Source organism: Neisseria sp. HMSC055H02 (assembly GCF_001813335.1).
In the GTDB taxonomy this organism is placed as follows: domain Bacteria; phylum Pseudomonadota; class Gammaproteobacteria; order Burkholderiales; family Neisseriaceae; genus Neisseria; species Neisseria sicca_C.
Window position 1 is genome coordinate 68,602 of record NZ_KV812067.1, and the last position, 18,824, is coordinate 87,425.

At 52.9% G+C, this 18,824-nt stretch carries 16 protein-coding genes and 2 pseudogenes; 9 read left to right on the forward strand and 9 right to left on the reverse strand.

Features of this window, described 5'->3' with window-relative positions; translation table 11 throughout:
* Positions 1–318: 318 nt before the first annotated feature.
* The 6 genes and pseudogenes from HMPREF2907_RS01580 to HMPREF2907_RS01605 form a co-directional block, all read right to left on the reverse strand.
* Positions 319–1,293: a S49 family peptidase gene (locus tag HMPREF2907_RS01580; protein ID WP_070679323.1), complete on the reverse strand. Its 975-nt coding sequence runs from the start codon at positions 1,291–1,293 to the stop codon at positions 319–321.
* A gap of 81 nt (positions 1,294–1,374) precedes the next feature.
* Entirely contained in the window at positions 1,375–2,325 is a 951-nt protein-coding gene (locus tag HMPREF2907_RS01585) for a YheT family hydrolase (RefSeq protein WP_070679326.1), read from the reverse strand.
* Positions 2,325–2,573, reverse strand: a pseudogene (locus tag HMPREF2907_RS13425) (phosphatase PAP2 family protein); the annotation flags it as partial. The pseudogene HMPREF2907_RS13425 and the gene HMPREF2907_RS01585, both read right to left, overlap by 1 nt.
* Positions 2,574–2,594: 21 nt before the next feature.
* Positions 2,595–2,825: a phosphatase PAP2 family protein gene (locus HMPREF2907_RS13430; RefSeq protein WP_318258971.1), complete on the reverse strand. Its 231-nt coding sequence runs from the start codon at positions 2,823–2,825 to the stop codon at positions 2,595–2,597.
* 991 nt (positions 2,826–3,816) lie between these two features.
* On the reverse strand, positions 3,817–4,803 hold the full coding sequence (locus HMPREF2907_RS01600; RefSeq protein ID WP_070679334.1) for a peptidylprolyl isomerase: 987 nt from the start codon (positions 4,801–4,803) through the stop codon (positions 3,817–3,819).
* The gene (locus HMPREF2907_RS01605) at positions 4,800–7,208 is read right to left on the reverse strand and encodes an LPS-assembly protein LptD (protein ID WP_168165189.1); all 2,409 of its coding nucleotides are present in this window, start codon (positions 7,206–7,208) and stop codon (positions 4,800–4,802) included. Before HMPREF2907_RS01605 ends, HMPREF2907_RS01600 begins: the two co-directional genes overlap by 4 nt.
* A 69-nt stretch (positions 7,209–7,277) precedes the next feature.
* On the opposite strand from HMPREF2907_RS01605, the gene amgK reads away from it, so the two are divergent.
* The gene (gene amgK / locus HMPREF2907_RS01610) at positions 7,278–8,282 is read left to right on the forward strand and encodes an N-acetylmuramate/N-acetylglucosamine kinase AmgK (RefSeq protein WP_070679340.1); all 1,005 of its coding nucleotides are present in this window, start codon (positions 7,278–7,280) and stop codon (positions 8,280–8,282) included.
* Positions 8,283–8,613: 331 nt separating this feature from the next.
* Here amgK and HMPREF2907_RS01615 read toward each other — a convergent pair whose 3' ends face one another.
* From HMPREF2907_RS01615 to HMPREF2907_RS01625, 3 genes are all read right to left on the reverse strand, one after another.
* Positions 8,614–10,089, reverse strand: a complete 1,476-nt coding sequence (locus HMPREF2907_RS01615; RefSeq protein WP_016686457.1) for a malate:quinone oxidoreductase — start codon at positions 10,087–10,089, stop codon at positions 8,614–8,616.
* Between the two features lie 375 nt (positions 10,090–10,464).
* Complete coding sequence (locus HMPREF2907_RS01620) at positions 10,465–11,052, reverse strand: GNAT family N-acetyltransferase (protein ID WP_070679344.1); 588 nt, start codon at positions 11,050–11,052, stop codon at positions 10,465–10,467.
* A gap of 94 nt (positions 11,053–11,146) precedes the next feature.
* Positions 11,147–11,737: a 5-formyltetrahydrofolate cyclo-ligase gene (locus tag HMPREF2907_RS01625; protein WP_003765124.1), complete on the reverse strand. Its 591-nt coding sequence runs from the start codon at positions 11,735–11,737 to the stop codon at positions 11,147–11,149.
* A 77-nt stretch (positions 11,738–11,814) separates the two neighbouring features.
* Between HMPREF2907_RS01625 and HMPREF2907_RS01630 the strand changes: the two genes are divergently transcribed.
* From HMPREF2907_RS01630 to HMPREF2907_RS13435, 8 genes and pseudogenes are all read left to right on the forward strand, one after another.
* On the forward strand, positions 11,815–12,057 hold the full coding sequence (locus HMPREF2907_RS01630; RefSeq protein ID WP_070679348.1) for a hypothetical protein: 243 nt from the start codon (positions 11,815–11,817) through the stop codon (positions 12,055–12,057).
* Positions 12,058–12,230: 173 nt separating this feature from the next.
* Positions 12,231–12,959, forward strand: a complete 729-nt coding sequence (rpsB, locus tag HMPREF2907_RS01635; protein ID WP_003759405.1) for a 30S ribosomal protein S2 — start codon at positions 12,231–12,233, stop codon at positions 12,957–12,959.
* 121 nt (positions 12,960–13,080) lie between these two features.
* Positions 13,081–13,935 (forward strand): translation elongation factor Ts, encoded by an 855-nt coding sequence (tsf, locus tag HMPREF2907_RS01640; RefSeq protein ID WP_070679351.1) that lies wholly within the window; start codon positions 13,081–13,083, stop codon positions 13,933–13,935.
* A gap of 311 nt (positions 13,936–14,246) precedes the next feature.
* Positions 14,247–14,966, forward strand: coding sequence for a UMP kinase (gene pyrH / locus HMPREF2907_RS01645; RefSeq protein ID WP_003741378.1), 720 nt, complete (start codon positions 14,247–14,249; stop codon positions 14,964–14,966).
* Positions 14,967–15,393: 427 nt separating this feature from the next.
* Positions 15,394–17,289: a tRNA uridine-5-carboxymethylaminomethyl(34) synthesis enzyme MnmG gene (mnmG, locus tag HMPREF2907_RS01650; protein WP_070679354.1), complete on the forward strand. Its 1,896-nt coding sequence runs from the start codon at positions 15,394–15,396 to the stop codon at positions 17,287–17,289.
* A 227-nt stretch (positions 17,290–17,516) separates the two neighbouring features.
* Positions 17,517–17,708 carry a hypothetical protein gene (locus HMPREF2907_RS01655; RefSeq protein WP_070679357.1) on the forward strand — a complete coding sequence of 64 codons (192 nt, stop codon included), beginning with the start codon at positions 17,517–17,519 and terminating at the stop codon, positions 17,706–17,708.
* Positions 17,709–17,792: 84 nt separating this feature from the next.
* Positions 17,793–18,625 (forward strand): annotated as a pseudogene (locus tag HMPREF2907_RS01660) (KAP family P-loop NTPase fold protein); the annotation flags it as partial.
* The coding region (locus tag HMPREF2907_RS13435; RefSeq protein ID WP_318258979.1) for a helix-turn-helix domain-containing protein at positions 18,599–18,824 on the forward strand (226 nt) is incomplete at its 3' end. The pseudogene HMPREF2907_RS01660 and the gene HMPREF2907_RS13435, both read left to right, overlap by 27 nt.

The window sequence follows — 18,824 nt, forward strand, 5'->3', positions numbered from 1 at the left end:
TCCTGATTTAAATTTAATCCACTATATAACGGATAGTTTGCAACCGATACACTTGATGCATAGCTACCTCGGGAATGGCTCTTTGACTACGACGATGCAGTATGTTATCGGTTTGAAATTGATCTGCTACGCGATATTCGGGCAGCTTTTCCGTAGGCAAAGCCTACGCTACGAATGAAGGAAATCATTCGGTTCTAAATAGATGAAAATACCCGCTTACTGCTACGATGTTCCTCTTTTCGTCTCCCGCATAATCAATATCTTCCAAAACAAAACGTCGTCTGAAAGCTTTTCAGATGACGTTTTGTTTGTATTGCCTTACCACATTTTCGACAGTGTGTTTTCCACCTCAGCCTTGACTTGCGCGCCAAAGCGGCGGCTTAAGAATTTACTGAAATCGTCTTCGGGCGTGTAGCTGACCAGTTCGGGGGCTTTGACGACATCGCGGGCGATGCTGTACACGCTGCCGAAGTCGTCAATCAGTCCGACTTTTTTTGCTTCAAGGCCGGTATAGACGCGGCCGCTGAATACGTCGGGGTATTCTTTGTCTTTCAATTTTTCACCGCGTCCGAGCTTGACGGCCTTGATGAATTCTTGATGGGTGTCTGACAGCATACTTTCCCAGATTTTCGCCTGCTCAGGCGTTTCAGGGGTAAACGGATCACCCATGCCTTTGTTGCTGCCTGCGGTTTTCAGACGACGTTTGATACCCAGCTTGTCCATCAGGCCGGTTACATCGAAACCGCCGCCGATCACGCCGATACTGCCGACGATGCTGGAGGGGTCGGCGTAGATTTTGTCCGCGGCGGCAGCGATGTAGTAGCAGCCGGAGGCGCACATATCTTCGGCGACGACATAGACGGGGATGTCTTTATGTTCGCCTTTCAGACGACGTATCTCGTTAAAAGCAGTATTGGAGATAACGGGCGAACCGCCGGGGCTGTTGGCGCGGATGACGATGCCTTTTGCATTCGGATTGCTGTAGGCCGCCTCCATGCTGTCGCGCAGCATTTTGACCTGATCGTCCATGCCGCCGCCTATTTCGCCTTCCAATGTGATGACTGCCGTATGCTCTTTACCTGCGGCCAGCCCTTGTCCGGCCGTGCCGTCGTCCGAACCGAACCATAATGCGGCAATCAGCAGGACGCCGATAATCCGCCAGAAGTTGCGCCAAAAACGGGCACGCCGCTGCTCTTTATAGGCGGCAAGCAGTACGTCGCGCAACACGTCCCGTTCCCAGCGGCCTTCCGGGCCGTCCGGACGTTTATCGGGGTATCCGTTGGTTTCTTGCATAATTTTCCTTTGTTTCTAAATAAATCCTAAATCAGGTTCGGGGCATTTTATAACGAAACTTCCGGCTGAAAAACCTTCCGTTTACTCGAATGCCTCAAAATACGCCAGCAGGGTTTGCGGCAGCCATTGCAGGTTCAGACGACCTTTGTCGCGGCTGACGAACGCGGCGTGTCCGCCGTATTGGGGTTGCAGCAGCGTAACGGCGGACGAAACCTCTTCTACCGTCGGCAAGGCTTTCGGCGGCAGAAACGGGTCGTTGACGGCGTTGAGCAGCAAAAGCGGCGTACGCACGGTTTTCAGCCAATGCTTGCACGAAGCGCGGCGGTAATAATCATGCCGGTCGGCGAAACCGTGCAGCGGCGCGGTAAACCTGTCGTCAAAATCCCCCAGCGTTTTGCATTCTTTCAACGAGGTCGTCTGAAAACCTGTTGCGGCGGCTTTGGGCAATAAAGATTTTAAAAAATAGCGGGTGTAGAGCAGTTTTGACATCCCCTTATCAAAGCGAGTGCCTGCCGCTGCCGCATCCACCGGCGCAGAGACGGCGGCAGCGGCGTAAGGGACGGCAGCCATGTCCAGACTGCCGTATTCGCCCAAATATTTTGCCAGCGCATTGCCGCCCAAAGACACGCCCGCCGCATAAATCCTGCGGTAGCGTTCCGAAAGCATTTCCAGCATAAAGCCGATTTCCCGCGTATCGCCCAAATGATAAAACACAGGCGCGGTATTCTCTACGCCGCCGCAACTGCGGAAATGCACTACCACGCCGTTCCAGCCTTTTTCAATGACCGCGCGCATCAATTCAACGGCGTAATGGCTGCGGCTGCTGCCCTCCAATCCGTGAAACAAAACCACCAAAGGCGCATCGGGATCGGCGGCATCGACAAAATCACAGGCAACCAAAGTGCGTCCCGTACTGTCCGGCAGCAGCTCGCGGCGGTAGGCAGGGGCGGGGCGTTGAATGAATTTGGCAAATATCGTGTCCGCATGACCGTTGCGCAGCCATAGGGGCGTATTCGGGCATAAGGTTTCCATTATTCGAAATCCTTTTTGAAAACAACATAATAAACCAATAGCGCCGTCAGCATCCTATTCGTCCATCCTGCCCAAATATCCGTCGGATAATGTACGCCCAAATAAACCCGTGAAAATCCCGTCAACAAGGCAAACAAGATGCCGACGACAAAAGCGGTATGGCGGTATGCAGTCCGATAACACAATAGAATCAGCATCACTGCGATTGCGGCGGAAAACGTACTATGCCCGCTTGGAAACGAAAAATTGGCCTCTTCGACGGCACGAGGTCAAAGCAACGGGCGCGGACGCTGTATCCATGCCTTTATCCAAAGCATATTCAAAGTCGGCAACAATGCCGCCAAAGGCACGAATACCGCTGCCTGCAGTTTGCCAAACCGCCACAGGCATACCGCCGCCAAACAGACCGGCGGTACGGCGACGGCGGTTTTACCCAGATAATGAAGCAACAGCGCAATCGGAAAAAACCATTGTCCTATCTGTTCATGAATGACAAACATCAACGGATGTTCGAATGCAAAACTCCCGCCATTTGCCAGATGGATAGCGATATAAACAGAAAGAGGCAAAAATACCACAATGGCAGTTTGTACAAAACGGCGGAAAAAAAAGAAAAAAAATCAGGCATAAATCAGTGAAAAAATCAGGTTTGAATCAAATATCCGACAAACAAGCCGCGTTCGCAATCAAGAAGGACGAATTGATAGTCTTTGGCATTAATTTTTGATAATTACTGCTTTTTTCCCTCTGGAAAATCAGGTAAACCGAATAAGGATACCGCGAGAAAGTGTTATTCTGACCGTACAAACCAAACGGCATCCGTATCGTTTCCCATCGGGGCAGGCGGATGGTTCCGATAATAATTTCATTCAACATTCGGAGGTTATTATATCTGTGTCAGTATTTTTTTTAGAGGCGATTGTGGCTGTCGGCCTGGCATCCGTCGCCGCCATCGGCATACTGTGGGCAGGCGGAGCGGATTGGTAATCCGTCCGTATGCCTTCCCGTAAAAGGTCGTCTGAAAAACATTTTGTTTTCAGACGACCTTTTTTATCAATTTGACGTCTGCGTGGGATAAACCGAACCTAGTACCTGCCAAACCTGCCGCCGGCCCTACGAAATGATGATGCCTTATCCATTTCGCAGAAGGAACCCGCACTACGGTTTCCCGTCCTTTGCATGCCGAAGAAAAAAACGGTTGAGTGAAGATAATCCATTGATTCTGAAAGGATCATATTCAAGCAGCCGCCTACTCCGGCAAACGGAATAGATTCAGGACGATGTCGTCTGAAAATCTGAATTTCGAGGTTTCAGACAACCTTTTTAATCGGCAAACATTATTCATATCTGATTGGGCGCAGCGACAACGACGAAACGGGTGTTTTAAATTTTCATCCGCTATGTTTAGAATCGGCTTGATTTCGGATGGATGCCGCTTGCTGCAAAACAAAACGTCGTCTGAAAAACTTTCAGACGACGTCTGCATCCGCCTTAGCGTATGTCGATGTGTGCACCTTCATGCAGTTCGCGCAGCAGGTTGATTTCCGCCTGTTCGGCTTTTTTGCGCGACAGATATTGGCGTACGGCGTTTTGTTGGCGCTCTTCGGGCGTGCCGGCCTCACGGACGTCGTTCAGCTTGATGATGTGCCAGCCGAATTGCGTGCGTACGGGCGGGCTGACTTGGCCGGGTTTGAGTTTGTGGACGGCTTCTTCAAACGGAGCAACCATCATGCCGTCGGCGAACCAGCCTAAATTACCGCCGCTGCTCGCGCTGCCGTCTTGCGAATATTGGCGCGCCAAACCGGCGAAGTCTGCGCCGCTGCGGGCTTGTGCGTAGATTTTGCGGATGGTGCTTTCCGCGCCGGCCGCAGCGTTTTCGTTGTCGGCCTTAATCAGAATGTGTTGCGCATTGTATTGGCGCAGCGGCTCGCCTTCGGGCAGGGCGATGCCTTGCTGTTTCGCCTGTTCGATGGCGCGTGCAACTTCGGCATCGCTGACGCGGCTGTGCTGCATGACTGCCTGTTGGCGCACTTTTTCTGCGATGATGCTGTCCGCAATTTCACGGCGGATAGAGGCAGACGGGTTTTTCAGTGAAGGATTGGCGGCAATGACCGCCTCGATTTCTGCGTTATCTGCTTGAATATTCTTTCGTTTACCCGCTTGGATAATCAGGGATTGGTTGATGAGTTGCGCCAGAACTTGTTCGCGCAATTCGTTATCGCCGATTTGTGTGCCTTTAGGGATGGTTCGGCGCGCCCGTTCGACTGCCTGCGCCAGTTGGCGGCGGGTAATCACTTCGTTGTCGGCGATGGCGGCAATGCCGTCGCTCAGATGTACGCCGTCAGAACGGGTTTCGGTATCGGTCGTCTGAACAGCGACGGGTTTGACGGATTTTTTTACTGTTTTGGCCTTAGGGGCTGCGTGTGCGTTCAATGCCAGGCCGAGTGCGGCGGCAAGAATCAGGGGTTTGACGTTCATGGAGTAACTACCTCGTTGGTTTTGCTGTAGCCGGGAATGGCCAAGCGCAGTTTTTCGAATGGGTTGTTGCCGAGATTGCTCAGGTCTTTGAGTTGGAGATTGAAGAATACGGCGTTTTTGCGGCTGTTTTCGCCGGTCACGTAGCGTTGTCCGACGAGGCTCGCGCTCCAGCAGCCGCAATCGCTTTTGTATTCCGCGCCAACCAAGATTTCAAGCGGTTTCTTGGCTTGGATTTCGTAGTTGTAACGTGCGACGGCGTAAAGGTTTTTACGGATGGGCCATTGCGCCGCCAAATCGATTTGGCGGATTTTATCGTAGAAATAGTTGCCGTCCGATTGCAGGTAAATGCGTTCGTTGCGGCCGTATTTGTAACGCGCACTCAATACTTTGCCCGGCTCGGGATTGTAGCGGACGGTCGCGGCGTAGCTTTCGGCGCGGCTTTCGTTTTGGTTGTAGTGGATATCGAAGCCGGCATGGATGCTGTCGCTCAGTTTGCCGTGCGCGAAGCCGACCCAGTCGGATTGGCTGCGTTCATAACGGCCGACGCTGCCGTCCAGCAATACGTTGTCGTTTTTGAAATAAAACTTCTGTCCGATGCCGGCACGGAACAGCTCGGCACCGTTGTTCGGATTGAGGAATCGGGTTTGCGCGGCGGCGGTCAGGCTGTTGGCGGAGTTGATGCGGTCGTTGCCGACGTACAGGTTTTCACGGAAAAGCTGGTTGTAAGAGAAGCTGTTTTCCGAGGTGTCGAAATTGGGTAAGTCGTTTTGGGACTTGGTCGGGATGTAGTTGTAGAACAGGCGCGGTTCGAGGGTTTGAAGATAGGCTTTGCCGAACACATTGGCGTTGCGCTCGAAGGTCATGCCGGTATCGACGTTGAATATCGGCAATACGCGGCTGACGCGGCGGCCGGATTGGTTGCCGAACGAGCCTAAGTCGTAATAAGTCGCGTGTACGCCGATTTTCGGACGGATATAGCCCCATTGGTTGTTGAAATCCCAACGGACGCTGGGATACAGCACGGTACGGCTGCCGTCTTGTTTGCTGTCGTGGACGAAACGGGTGAACTGGCTGAATACGTTGATATTCGCCTTGCCCATGGTTTTCTGCCAACGTCCGGTCAGGCGCGGCATGATGGCGTAGGGTTCGTCTTTGTAACCGTTTTGGTTGGCAAGGGTTTGGTATTTCTGTACGTTCAGCGCACCGTCAAAAGAGCCGCCCCAGATATTGTCGCCGTAGTTCAGCCACAGTTGGCGGTTGAGGTTGACGTTGCTGGCAATGTCCTCGCGTCCGTAGAAGTCGCGGTAGTAATTGTCGTCTGAAACCTGATTGAAGCTGATGCCGCCGCTGAGTTTGTCGGTCAGTTGGTGGTTGTGGTCAAACTTGATTTGATAGCGGTTGTTTTCTTTTCGTTTTTTATCGTGCGGCATCCAATCGCCGTCAATGACGCCGTTAAATTTCGGCTCGAGATAGCGAATCTGTCCGCCAAGCTGCACGCCGCGCGAGCTGATGATGCCGGGGCGGAAGGTGGCGTCCAAGTTGGGGGCGAGGTTGAAATAATAGGGAAGGGCGAGTTCCAAACCGTCCGAACCGGTTGCCAGCGTCGGAACCAACAGACCGCTCTTGCGATGACCATTGAGCGGGAAATCCGCCCAAGGCGTATAAAGCACCGGAACGCCGCCGAACACCAGCGATGCGTCTTTTGCCACGCCTATGCCCGTTTCCTGATCGGTTTCGATGCTTTTCGCTTTGATGTACCAACTCGCATCACCGGGCGAGCAGGTATTGAATTTAGTATTGATGAGCTTGTACAGCCCTTTGCCTTTCATTTCCGCCTTTTCGCTGACGCTTTGGAGGCGGCGGCCGTCTTTTTCGGCATCGACGCGGACGTATTCGCTCGAGCCGGTATTGTCTTTCAGGTTGTAAACCAAGGTATCGCCGCTGACGGTCGAACCGTCTTGATACAGCGTAAAGCGGTCGCCCGCCCTGACGGTATCGCTGGTTTGGTCGTAATCCGCCCAATCGGCGTTCAACACTTCCTGATTGCGCTCGATGATGACATCGCCTTCGGCGCGGACGGCGACTTTAGACTGTCCGGCAACCTTGTCCGCAATCACGCGGGTGTAATCCTGCGGCAGGGGGTCTTCGCCGCTGCGTTTGATTTCAGGCTGTTTGTTTGCTTCGGAAGCCTGATGCTGGCAAAACAGGCAGGTGTCGCCTAAGGACAATTTATCCTGATCGGCAGGACGACGGTTTTCCCCGCTCTGAACCGCAGGTGGGGTGGCCCTTACCGGCTCGTAATCGGCAGGTTGCGGCAAAGATGCATTTTGCGCATATGCCCCTCCCGCGCCGAAGCCGACGCTTAACGCCAAAACCAATGGTTTGAGTGAAAATAAACGAGCCAAAATCGCCCCTTAAATCGGTTTGCCAGTTAGAATAGCGGTTATTTTAACCTGAAAATCCGCGACACCGCTATGCAACGACAAACCGAATTACAAAATTGGCTTCGCGCCGTCTATCCCGAACAAAACTTCGAATTGAGCTTCGCCGCCGCCGATGCCGACTTCCGACGCTACTTCCGCGCTGCTTTTGCCGACGGCAAGACCGTCATCTGCATGGATGCGCCGCCCGATAAAATGAGCGTCGCTCCTTACCTAAAAGTGCAAAAACTTTTCAATATGCTTAACGTTCCCCAAGTATTGCATGTGGACGAAGCGCAGGGATTTATGGTGCTCAACGACTTGGGCAGCACCACTTTCCTGACCGCCATGCAGCAAGAGCAAAGCGCGGATGCACACAAAGTCCTGCTGCTTGAAGCCATAGACGAACTGGTCGAGCTGCAAAAAGCCAGCCGCGCGGGCGAATTGCCCGATTACGACCGCGACATCATGCTGCGCGAAATCAACCTTTTCCCCGAATGGTTCGTCGCCAAAGAGCTCGGACGCGAACTCAACTTCAAACAACGCCAGCTTTGGCAGCAAACCATAGACACCCTGCTGCCGCCGCTGCTTGCCCAGCCGCAGGTGTACGTCCACCGCGACTTCATCGTCCGCAACCTCATGCTCACCACCGGCCGCCCCGGCGTACTCGATTTCCAAGACGCACTCTACGGCCCGATTTCCTACGACTTGGTTTCCCTCCTGCGCGATGCCTTCATCGAATGGGAAGAAGAATTCGTCTTGGACTTGGTCATCCGTTACTGGGAAAAAGCCCGCGCCGCCGGATTGCCCGTACCCGCCGCGTTTGACGAGTTTTACCGTTGGTTTGAATGGATGGGCGTACAACGCCATCTGAAAGTCGCCGGCATCTTCGCCCGCCTGTACTACCGCGACGGCAAAGACAAATACCGCCCCGAAATCCCGCGCTTCCTCAACTCCCTGCGCCGCACCTCCCGCCGTTACACCGAGCTTGCTCCGTTGTATGCGCTGTTGGTCGAACTGGTCGGTGATGATGAACTCGAAACCGGGTTTACGTTTTAAAAGGCAGATGGCTTTGTGCCACTCTTGATAACGAAAGAGGTCGTCTGAAAATCCTGAAATGGGGTTTCAGACGACCTTTTATATTCTTTATATATGTGAATTCGGGTTTGTCCACTGTGCCAATTTAAGCTTGATCCGGCAACAATCAAAACATCGGTACCTTCATTCCCGCGTAGGTGGGAATGACGGCTGAGCCTTTTTGTTCAGGTTTACCATGTATAGCTGACTTTATTGGTTTTATGCTGCACTGCCAACGATGGGCATTTCCATTCTATTGACACATGAAAACAGCGTATCTCAAGGATACGCTGTTTTCATCATTACTTTCCCATCATTGATGATGGATGCCCAATACTTTGGCGTTGTGGCTGATGATTTCTTCGGCAAGCTGCGGGTTGTCGTTGAGCTTGATGCCGAAGCCGGGAACAAGCTCTTTCAGACGACCTTCCCATGAGGAAATGCGGCTTGGGAAGCATTGGTGGATGAGTTTGATCATCAAGGGTACGGCGGTTGATGCGCCGGGGGATGCGCCCAAGAGTGCGGCGAGCGAGCCGTCGGCGTGGGCGACGATTTCGGTGCCGAATTGGAGGACGCCGCCTTTTTCGGAGTCTTTTTTGATGATTTGAACGCGTTGTCCTGCGGTGATGAGTTCCCAGTCGTCAGGGTTTGCTTCGGGGTAGTATTCCAGCAGGGAGGCGAAGCGTTCTTCTTTGGTTTTGCGCAATTCGCCCAAGAGGTATTTGGTCAGGGGCATATTTGCCCAGCCGGCGCGCAGCATGGGGTAGAGGTTGTCCAAGTGGATGGACAGGGGCAAATCCATGAGCGAGCCTTGTTTGAGGAAGTTGGAGCGGAAACCTGCGTAAGGGCCGAACATGAGGTGGCGTTTGCCGTCCACATTGCGGGTGTCGAGGTGCGGGACGGACATGGGCGGCGCGCCGACGGAGGCTTGTCCGTACACTTTGGCGTTGTGTTGCGCAGCGGTTTCGGGGTTGCTGTTGCGGAAGAACAGCCCGGAAACGGGGAAGCCGCCGTAGCCTTTGCCTTCGGGGATGCCGGATTTTTGCAGCAGGGTCAGTGCGCCGCCGCCTGCGCCGAGGAAGAGGAAGCGGGTGCGGAGAGTGAGTTGTCCGTCGGGGTTGCGGGTGTCGCTGGTTTTGAGCACCCATGCGCCGTCGGATTCGCGTTTGATGTCGTCGACGTGGCGGTTGAACTCGGTTTTGACGCCTTTTTCGCGCAGGTATTGCACCATTTGGCGGGTCAGGCTGCCGAAATCGACGTCTGTGCCTTCGGCGGAGTAGTTGGCGGCGACGGGTTGTCCTTCTTTACGGCCGTTGATGACCAGCGGCGCCCATTCGGCGATTTTGGCGCGGTCGGTGGAGAATTCCATCCGTTCGAAGAGTTTTTGGGATTTGAAGGCGTCGAAACGTTTTTGCAGGTAGTCGCAATGGTCGGTGTTCATGACCAGCGACATATGCGGGACGGTATGGATGAAGGAGTTGTCGGTGATTTTGCCTTCTTCGACAAGCGATGACCAGAACTGGCGGCTGATGTGGAATTGTTCGGCAATATTGAGGGCGCGGGTCGGGTCGATGGTGCCGTCTGCGCCGAGCGGGGCGTAATTGAGTTCGCATAACGCGGAATGCCCTGTGCCGGCGTTGTTCCAAGCGTTTGACGATTCCAACGCTACGTCTTCCAAGCGTTCGATAAGGGTGATTTCCCAAGACGGTTCGAGTTCTTTGAGCAAAACGCCCAAAGTCGCGCTCATAATGCCTCCACCCACCAAGACAACATCTGTTGCTTCAGCCATGGTTGTACTCCTAGAAACAGGCATATCCTGCCTTTATGATTATCCGTTGTATTACGAACGCCTGTTTCGGTGGTAAAACCTGCTGGCGCGGTGTTTTTGGCGTGGAAGATTGCGCGCGGGTTTTACGTTTTGAACCGATGTTAAACCGTTCATAATATGTTATTGAGAATTTAGTGGATTTTTCTGAGAATTGCAAAGAGTTTCTGTTTGGATTTACATAAACGCAGTTTGAAAAGGTCGTCTGAAACATTCAGACGACCTTTATTTATCAGGTGTTTGGCGGGGGTGAGCCTGATTTCATTCACTTCTTAAAGACTTCGGATTGTCAGCAAGATGGGAGTGTTTTGATGAAAAAATGAAGAAGAAAACGTTTTTTCAGGACGCGTCATAAGCTGCCGCTTTTTCGAGCAGTTTTGCTTTTGCCTGCGGCCATTCTTCGCGCAGCAGGCTGTATTCGACCGTATCGCGCACGCTGCCGTCTTTGCGCAGCATGTGGCAGCGTAAGATGCCGTCTTGGTGTGCGCCCAAGCGTTCGATGGCGCGTTGCGAAGCGGTGTTCAGCTCGTCGGTCTGCCAGCAGGCGCAGCGGCAGTTTAGCGTGTCGAAGGCGTAGTCGAGCAACATGATTTTGCAGGCGGTATTGATGCGCGTGCGCCGTGCCGACAGGGCGTACCAGGTGTAGCCGATATACAGGCGCGGAAGGGTGGGGGTGATGTTGTACAGCGAAGTCGAACCGACGATTTTGCCCGTGTCTTCGTCGATGACAGCAAAGGCGAGACGGGTTTGCGTAGCGGTGCGGATGTAGTCCGCCACTTGGTCGGGTTCGGGCGCGCTGGTTACGTTCAGCTTCCAGACTTCGCCGTCGCAAACTGCTTCGCGCAAACCGTCTTCGTGTGCCGCTGTCAAAGGTTCGAGACGGACGCGGTCGAAGGACAAAACGGGAACAGATGAAAAATCAGCCATGAGGTTTCCTTTGTATTTGATGGTTTGAGTTTTCAGACGACCTTTTATAGTGTCTTAACGGACGGCATCTTTGAGGTCGTCTGAAAGCTATTGATTAATGATGTTTGAACACCAGCACGCCCGACTCCGATACAAACCCGTCCAGCGGCAGGTCGTGCGGTTCGCGCGGCAGCGTGTCAACCAGTTGGCAAGCGAAGCCTACGCCTATGGTTTTTGCCTGTAAACGGTATTTCATCGCCGCGAGCGTCGCATCGTAATAGCCGCCAGCCTGCCCCAAGCGGTAGCCTTCGCGGTCCATGCCGACAATCGGGACAAGCAATATCGATAAACCGTGTACGCGGATTTTGCGTCCCGAAAACTGCGGTACATGCAGCTTCGCCCTGCCGCGTTTGCGTTCTTGTTTCGCCCCGTCGGCAGGATAGGGCGTGAACCACATCCGCCGCGAACGCGGTTCGATATAAGGCAGATAGAGTTTGGCGCCGCGTTTTTGCGCCGCACGCACAAAGCCGTCCAGCCGCAGCTCGCTGCCCATCGGCCAATACACGCCGATCTTCCGCCCCTTCTTGATATAACGTTTGAGCAGGCGGTTAACCGTTTGCCCCGCCGCCAACCGCCCTTGATGCCCCATCTGCGCGCGGGCGCGGCGCAATTCTCGGCGCAGGGCGTGTTTTTCCTCATTCCTCATTTCAGACGACCTTTTGAGTGTTGTTGTAGAATACGGCGATTATAAACGCTCCGTTAACATCAAAACAGGATTCCGCCATGTGGCATATCGTCCTTATCGGCTACCTCTTCGTCGCCGTCATGTATTCCGCCGCCCAGCCCAGCATCGCGCGCGCCCTGATTTATTTGGTTTTTTGGGCGGTCCTGCCCGTCGCGTTTACCGTTTTCACCGTTACCATCCGCCGCTGCAACCGCCTGATGAAGCAGCAGGAAAAGGAAGCATTCGAACAAAGCCGCCGCGCAGCCGGACAAGAAGGCGGCAAACAGGACGGCAGTGCATAAAATCCCTTTTCAGACGACCCCTTATCCGCTATAATCCGTCAGTTTTCCATTTCGGAAACACACTATTTTTTAAAACTTATGCCCACTTTCGCCGAAGGGTGCTTGACAATAGGCGCAGCCTATCAAGTTCTATGCGATTGAATGTGTGCTCTTAACCCTTTCAAGGAAATAAAATGTCTCAAATTACTATGCGTCAGATGATTGAAGCCGGCGTTCACTTCGGCCACCAAACCCGTTTCTGGAACCCGAAAATGGCACAATACATTTTCGGTGCGCGCAATAAAATCCACATCGTCAACCTGGAAAAAACCCTGCCGATGTTCCAAGAAGCGCAAGAAGCCGTACGCCGTCTGGTTGCCAACAAAGGCACCGTGCTGTTCGTCGGCACCAAACGCCAGGCGCGTGAAATCATCCGCGAAGAAGCTACCCGCGCCGGTATGCCTTTCGTCGATCACCGTTGGTTGGGCGGCATGCTGACCAACTACAAAACCGTTAAGCAATCCATCAAACGCCTGGAAGAAAAAACCGCTGCTTTGGAAAACGCTGCCGAAGGCGGTTTCAACAAAAAAGAAATTCTGGAAATGCAACGCGACGTTGAAAAACTGGAACGTTCTTTGGGCGGTATCAAAAACATGAAAGGCCTGCCTGACGCGATTTTCGTTATCGACACCGGCTACCAAAAAGGTACTCTGGTTGAGGCTGAAAAACTGGGCATCCCCGTTATCGCCGTAGTCGATACCAACAACAGCCCTGACGGTGTGAAATACGTTATCCCCGGTAACGACGACTCCGCCAAAGCCATCCGCCTGTACTGCCGCGGCATCGCCGACGCAGTTTTGGAAGGCAAAAACCAAGCGCTGCAAGAAACCGTAGCCGCTGCCCAAGAAGCTGCCGCCGAGTAATCCGGCAAACCGAAGAGGGGCGTTATGCCCCTTTTATCAAATCCCGTTCTGAAACCTTTTCAGACGACCCCATTCCCAAACACGGATACCCCGTGTTTCCCCAAAATCTAGGAGATTCAAAATGGCAGAAATTACTGCAAAAATGGTTGCCGACCTGCGCGCCGCTACCGGCCTGGGCATGATGGAATGCAAAAAAGCCTTGGTTGAAGCCGAAGGCAACTTCGAAAAAGCCGAAGAGATCCTGCGCATCAAATCCGGCGCGAAAGCCGGCAAACTGGCCGGCCGTACCGCTGCAGAAGGCGTATTGGCTTACGCCATCAACGGCAATGTCGGCGCATTGGTTGAAGTAAACTGCGAAACCGACTTCGTTGCCAAAGACGCAGGCTTCGTAGAATTCGCCAACTTCGTTGCGAAAACCGCTGCCGAGAAAAAACCGGCTACCGTTGAAGAACTGAGCGAACTGGTTGAAGCAGAACGTAAAGCCATCATCGCCAAATTGGGCGAGAATATGTCTGTCCGCCGCTTCCAAGTGATCGACACCGCCAACCAACTGGTTGCCTACATCCACGGTGCATTGGCTACCGAAGGCGTATTGGTTGAGTTCAAAGGCTCTGAAGACGTAGCGCGTAAAATCGGTATGCACATCGTTGCTGCCAAACCGCAATGCGTAACCGAAGCCGAAGTAGATGCCGAAACCATCGAAAAAGAACGCCACATCTACACCGAGCAGGCCATCGCTTCCGGCAAACCTGCCGACATCGCCGCTAAAATGGTTGAAGGCCGTATCCGCAAATTCTTGGCTGAAATCACCCTGAACGGCCAAGCATTCGTAATGAACCCTGACCAAACCGTTGCCCAATTCGCTAAAGAAAACGGCACTGAAATCATCAGCTTCGTACGCTACAAAGTAGGCGACGGTATTGAGAAAAAAGCTGTCGACTACGCAGCCGAAGTTGCCGCTGCTGCTAAAGTGTAAGGCAGAAATGAAAAAGAAAGCACCTGGATTCCAAACGAATCAGGGTGCTTTTTTTTGAGAGTTACACTGTTTAAAATACTGTCGAACAGAAAATATTTCATCATAATCAATACATAATAATTTATCCAAACCCATACACCCACGGAAAACGCGTTACCCTGTCAGCCAAACATCCGAAAAGGTCGTCTGAAAAATCAAACGCCCTTTCCCCAAATTGAAGCAGCGCCACAGGATGAACTGAGCATTTGGAATGAATGGTCAGTTCGCTCTGAATAATTGGCGCTAACCAACCCAAGAAAGCAAGGTATCCCATGACACAGCAAATCAAATACAAACGCGTATTACTGAAACTCTCCGGCGAATCCCTGATGGGTTCCGACCCTTTCGGCATCAACCACGACACCATCGTCCAAACCGTCGGTGAAATCGCCGAAGTCGTCAAAATGGGCGTACAAGTCGGCATCGTTGTCGGCGGCGGCAACATCTTCCGCGGCGTATCCGCCCAAGCAGGCAGCATGGATCGCGCCACCGCCGACTACATGGGCATGATGGCGACCGTCATGAATGCGCTTGCCCTCAAAGATGCCTTCGAAACCCTCGGCATCAAAGCGCGCGTACAATCCGCGCTTTCCATGCAGCAAATCGCCGAAACCTACGCCCGCCCCAAAGCCATCCAATACCTTGAAGAAGGCAAAGTCGTTATCTTCGCCGCCGGTACGGGCAACCCCTTCTTCACCACCGACACCGCTGCCGCCCTGCGCGGAGCCGAAATGAACTGCGACGTCATGCTCAAAGCCACCAACGTGGACGGCGTTTATACCGCAGACCCGAAAAAAGACCCGTCCGCCACACGCTACGAAACCATCACTTTTGACGAAGCCTTAAACAAAAACCTCAAAGTCATGGACGCGACCGCCTTCGCCCTCTGCCGCGAACGCAAACTCAACATCGTCGTCTTCGGTATCGCCAAACAAGGCTCGCTCAAACGCGTCGTTACCGGTGAAGACGAAGGCACGCTGGTTCACTGCTGATTCCCATCGGGCAATGCATTGAAGTGATTTGATCAAGCAAAAGGTCGTCTCAAAAACCGAAACTTGGTTTTCAGACGACCTTCTTTTTTCTCAATATCCTCTCCTCTATGTATGGTAACGGATGGTCGGAAATCCAAAGATTGCGTGCGGCAACGTAGCGCATTCGTTGCCTGCAAAATTCATCTAAATTCTTCTAAAAAACTGTGGATTTGAGATTTGGTCAAACCCGTTTTATCCGTTTTCATTTCGGTGAAGCCGGATTTTCAGACGACCTTTTTCCCATCCCGTACCCGCAAGCGCCTTTCCACCTGTCAAATCCCCCCGAAAAAGCGTACAATTCCCCGTTTATTTTTGAATTCATTATATTTTCAGACGACCTCCGTCAGAGAAAAGAGGTCGTCTGAAACCATTAGGCACGTTGAAACACATGACCCACATGATTTACCCCAAAACCTACGACGTCATCGTCGTCGGCGGCGGCCACGCAGGCACGGAAGCCGCGCTTGCCGCCGCACGCATGGGCGCGCAGACGCTTTTGCTCACCCACAACATCGAAACGCTCGGACAAATGTCGTGCAACCCCTCCATAGGCGGCATCGGCAAAGGCCATCTTGTACGCGAACTCGACGCGCTCGGCGGCGCGATGGCGTTGGCCACCGACAAATCCGGCATCCAGTTCCGCCGTCTGAACGCCAGCAAAGGCGCGGCGGTTCGTGCCACGCGCGCGCAGGCGGACCGCATTTTGTATAAAGCCGCCATCCGCGAAATGCTGGAAAACCAAGAAAACCTCGACCTCTTCCAGCAGTCGGTTGACGACGTAACGCTCGACGGCGACCGCATTTCAGGCGTAATCACCGCGATGGGCGTGGAGTTTAAAGCACGCGCCGTTGTATTGACCGCAGGCACGTTTTTGTCCGGCAAAATCCACATCGGTTTGGAAAACTACGAAGGCGGCCGCGCCGGCGATCCCGCCGCCAAATCGCTGGGCGGACGTTTGCGCGAATTGAACCTGCCGCAAGGTCGTCTGAAAACCGGCACGCCGCCGCGCATTGATGGGCGCACGATTGATTTCTCCCAGCTCACCGAACAGCCCGGCGACACGCCCGTGCCCGTCTTTTCCGTGCGCGGCAACGCCGATATGCACCCGCGCCAAGTGTCCTGCTGGATTACGCATACCAATTTGAAAACCCACGAAATTATCCGCTCAGGCTTTGACCGCAGCCCCATGTTCACCGGCAAAATCGAAGGCGTCGGCCCGCGCTACTGTCCGTCTATCGAAGACAAAATCAACCGCTTCGCCGACAAAGACAGCCACCAGATTTTCCTCGAACCCGAAGGCCTGACCACTAACGAATACTACCCCAACGGTATCTCCACCAGCCTGCCGTTCGACATCCAAATCGCGCTCGTGCGCAGCATGAAAGGCCTGGAAAACGCCCATATCCTGCGCCCCGGCTACGCCATCGAATACGATTACTTCGACCCGCGCAACCTCAAAGCCAGCCTCGAAACCAAAACCATCCAAGGCCTCTTCTTCGCCGGACAAATCAACGGCACGACCGGCTACGAAGAAGCCGCCGCACAAGGCCTGCTCGCAGGTGCGAACGCCGTGCAATACGTCCGCGAACAAGACCCGCTCCTGCTGCGCCGCGAACAAGCCTACCTCGGCGTATTGGTGGACGACCTCATCACCAAAGGCGTGAACGAACCCTACCGCATGTTCACCAGCCGCGCCGAATACCGCCTGCAACTACGCGAAGACAACGCCGACATGCGCCTGACCGAAGACGGCCACAAAATCGGCTTGGTGGGTGAAGAACAATGGCGCATGTTCAACGAAAAACGCAAAGCCATCGAACGCGAAATCCAACGTTTGAAAACAACATGGTACACGCCGCAAAAACTCGCCGAAGACGAACAAATCCGCGTGTTCGGACAAAAACTCAGCCGCGAAGCCAACCTGCACGACCTCCTGCGCCGCCCGAACCTCGACTACGCCGCACTGATGACGCTCGAAGGCGCAAGGTCGTCTGAAAACCTCTCCGCCGAAGTCATCGAACAAGTCGAAATCCAAGTCAAATACCAAGGCTATATCGACCGCCAAAACGAAGAAATCGACAGCCGCCGCGACATCGAAACCTTAAAGCTGCCCGACGACATCGATTACGCGAAAGTCAAAGGTTTATCCGCCGAAGTGCAGCAAAAGCTCAACCAGCACAAACCCGAAACCGTCGGACAGGCAAGCCGCATTTCCGGCGTAACCCCAGCGGCAGTGGCGTTGCTGATGGTGCATTTGAAGCGCGGGTTTAAAGGGGCGAAATAGGCTTGCACGCAGATAAGAAAAGGTCGTTTGAAACCGAAAATCAGGTTTCAGACGACCTTTTTTAATACCGGCACATATTTATGTAGATTAAAATAGAACGCACCCCCTGCCGTCATTCCCGCGCAGCGTCGTAGGTCGGATTCTTGAATCCGACATCTTGGACGGTTGCGTCGGATACAAGTATCCGACCTACGGCTTGCGATCAAAATTAAATTTTAGGAATTATTATGAAATTGGCGGAGCTGGTTAATCATTACAGAGCTAAATTGGATATTCTTTCTGATGCGGTTTTGATTGGGGAAATACCGGAGGGAATTGATGAAATTCCTGATGAATTAAAGAAATTTTTAGTAGGTCGGATTCTTGAATCCGACATCTTGAACGATAGTGTCGGATACAAGTATCCGACCTACGGTTGAATGATTGCGGTCTGGATTCCCGCCTGCGCGGGAATGACGGCATAGGTATTCTTATTTGAATTTATGATTAAACAAAGGGATGACATGGAAACCCAAACTTCAGAAAAAACCACTTTCGTTACACAAGACGAATTCAATCGTAAACCTATAGCCGAAAACATCATCAGGTTGTGCTTACCTCAGATATCGACCTTTCTCCTATGGTCATCGACGGCGGCTGGGGAACGGGCAAAACCAAATTTTGCCAAAAACTGATTCGGCTCATGCAGCAGCAACATCCCGATTATCAGCCCGTCTATATCGACGCCTTCCGTTCAGACCACAGCGGAGAGCCTCTGCTGGCATTGCTTGCCGAAATCATCAAAACCTGTACGCCTGAAGATACTGGCGAACAGCCGTCTGAACAGCGCAAAGAAATGACGAAGAAAGTCGCGAAAGCCGCAGGATTCGTAATGAAAACCGTTGCAAAGGCAGCGGTTGGTCATGTTCTAAAGCAAAATACAGACGATTTGGTAGAAGAATTCCAACAGATAATGAATGGCAACCAAGATGCAGACAGTTTGGCCGAAACCGTAACCGATGCCGCTGCCACAATCGCCAGCCATACCATCGATGCAACCGTCGAAGCCTTATTGAAAGAGCAAATCGAAGCGGAAAAAAATCTGGAAACGCTCAAAGCCTGCCTGAAAGAATTGGCAGCGGACAAACCGATTATCCTGTTTATCGACGAACTCGACCGCTGCCGCCCCGATTACGCCGTCGATATGCTGGAGGTTATCAAGCATGTCTTTGATGTCGAAAACGTCAAAGTCGTGCTGGTAACGAACACCAAACAACTGCGCGCGGCGATTAATCATCGGTATGGGGTGGAAGTGGATGCGCAAAAATATTTGGATAAATTTTTGAAGTATAGCTACGAACGATACCATATCCAATACCTGTACCGCCACTGCACCATCGCCGAAATCGCCAAACAACTTAACCGCCACAAAAGCACCATCAGCCGAGAAATCAAGCGGCACTGCATCCAAGGACAGCAATACAGCGCCGAAAAAGCACAGAAGCAAAGCCGGCTGACCAAACAGCACCGGCGAAAACCCTATAAGCCCGATTCGC

Coding starts and splice junctions, on each gene's coding strand:
- amgK (WP_070679340.1), top strand. CDS start 7,278: ATGCAACGACAAACCGAATTACAAAATTGGCTTCGCGCCGTCTATCCC.
- HMPREF2907_RS13430 (WP_318258971.1), bottom strand. CDS start 2,825: ATGTTTGTCATTCATGAACAGATAGGACAATGGTTTTTTCCGATTGCG.
- tsf (WP_070679351.1), top strand. CDS start 13,081: ATGGCAGAAATTACTGCAAAAATGGTTGCCGACCTGCGCGCCGCTACC.
- HMPREF2907_RS01615 (WP_016686457.1), bottom strand. CDS start 10,089: ATGGCTGAAGCAACAGATGTTGTCTTGGTGGGTGGAGGCATTATGAGC.
- mnmG (WP_070679354.1), top strand. CDS start 15,394: ATGACCCACATGATTTACCCCAAAACCTACGACGTCATCGTCGTCGGC.
- rpsB (WP_003759405.1), top strand. CDS start 12,231: ATGTCTCAAATTACTATGCGTCAGATGATTGAAGCCGGCGTTCACTTC.
- HMPREF2907_RS01600 (WP_070679334.1), bottom strand. CDS start 4,803: ATGAACGTCAAACCCCTGATTCTTGCCGCCGCACTCGGCCTGGCATTG.
- HMPREF2907_RS01585 (WP_070679326.1), bottom strand. CDS start 2,325: ATGGAAACCTTATGCCCGAATACGCCCCTATGGCTGCGCAACGGTCAT.
- HMPREF2907_RS01620 (WP_070679344.1), bottom strand. CDS start 11,052: ATGGCTGATTTTTCATCTGTTCCCGTTTTGTCCTTCGACCGCGTCCGT.
- pyrH (WP_003741378.1), top strand. CDS start 14,247: ATGACACAGCAAATCAAATACAAACGCGTATTACTGAAACTCTCCGGC.
- HMPREF2907_RS01630 (WP_070679348.1), top strand. CDS start 11,815: ATGTGGCATATCGTCCTTATCGGCTACCTCTTCGTCGCCGTCATGTAT.
- HMPREF2907_RS01655 (WP_070679357.1), top strand. CDS start 17,517: ATGAAATTGGCGGAGCTGGTTAATCATTACAGAGCTAAATTGGATATT.
- HMPREF2907_RS01625 (WP_003765124.1), bottom strand. CDS start 11,737: ATGAGGAATGAGGAAAAACACGCCCTGCGCCGAGAATTGCGCCGCGCC.
- HMPREF2907_RS01580 (WP_070679323.1), bottom strand. CDS start 1,293: ATGCAAGAAACCAACGGATACCCCGATAAACGTCCGGACGGCCCGGAA.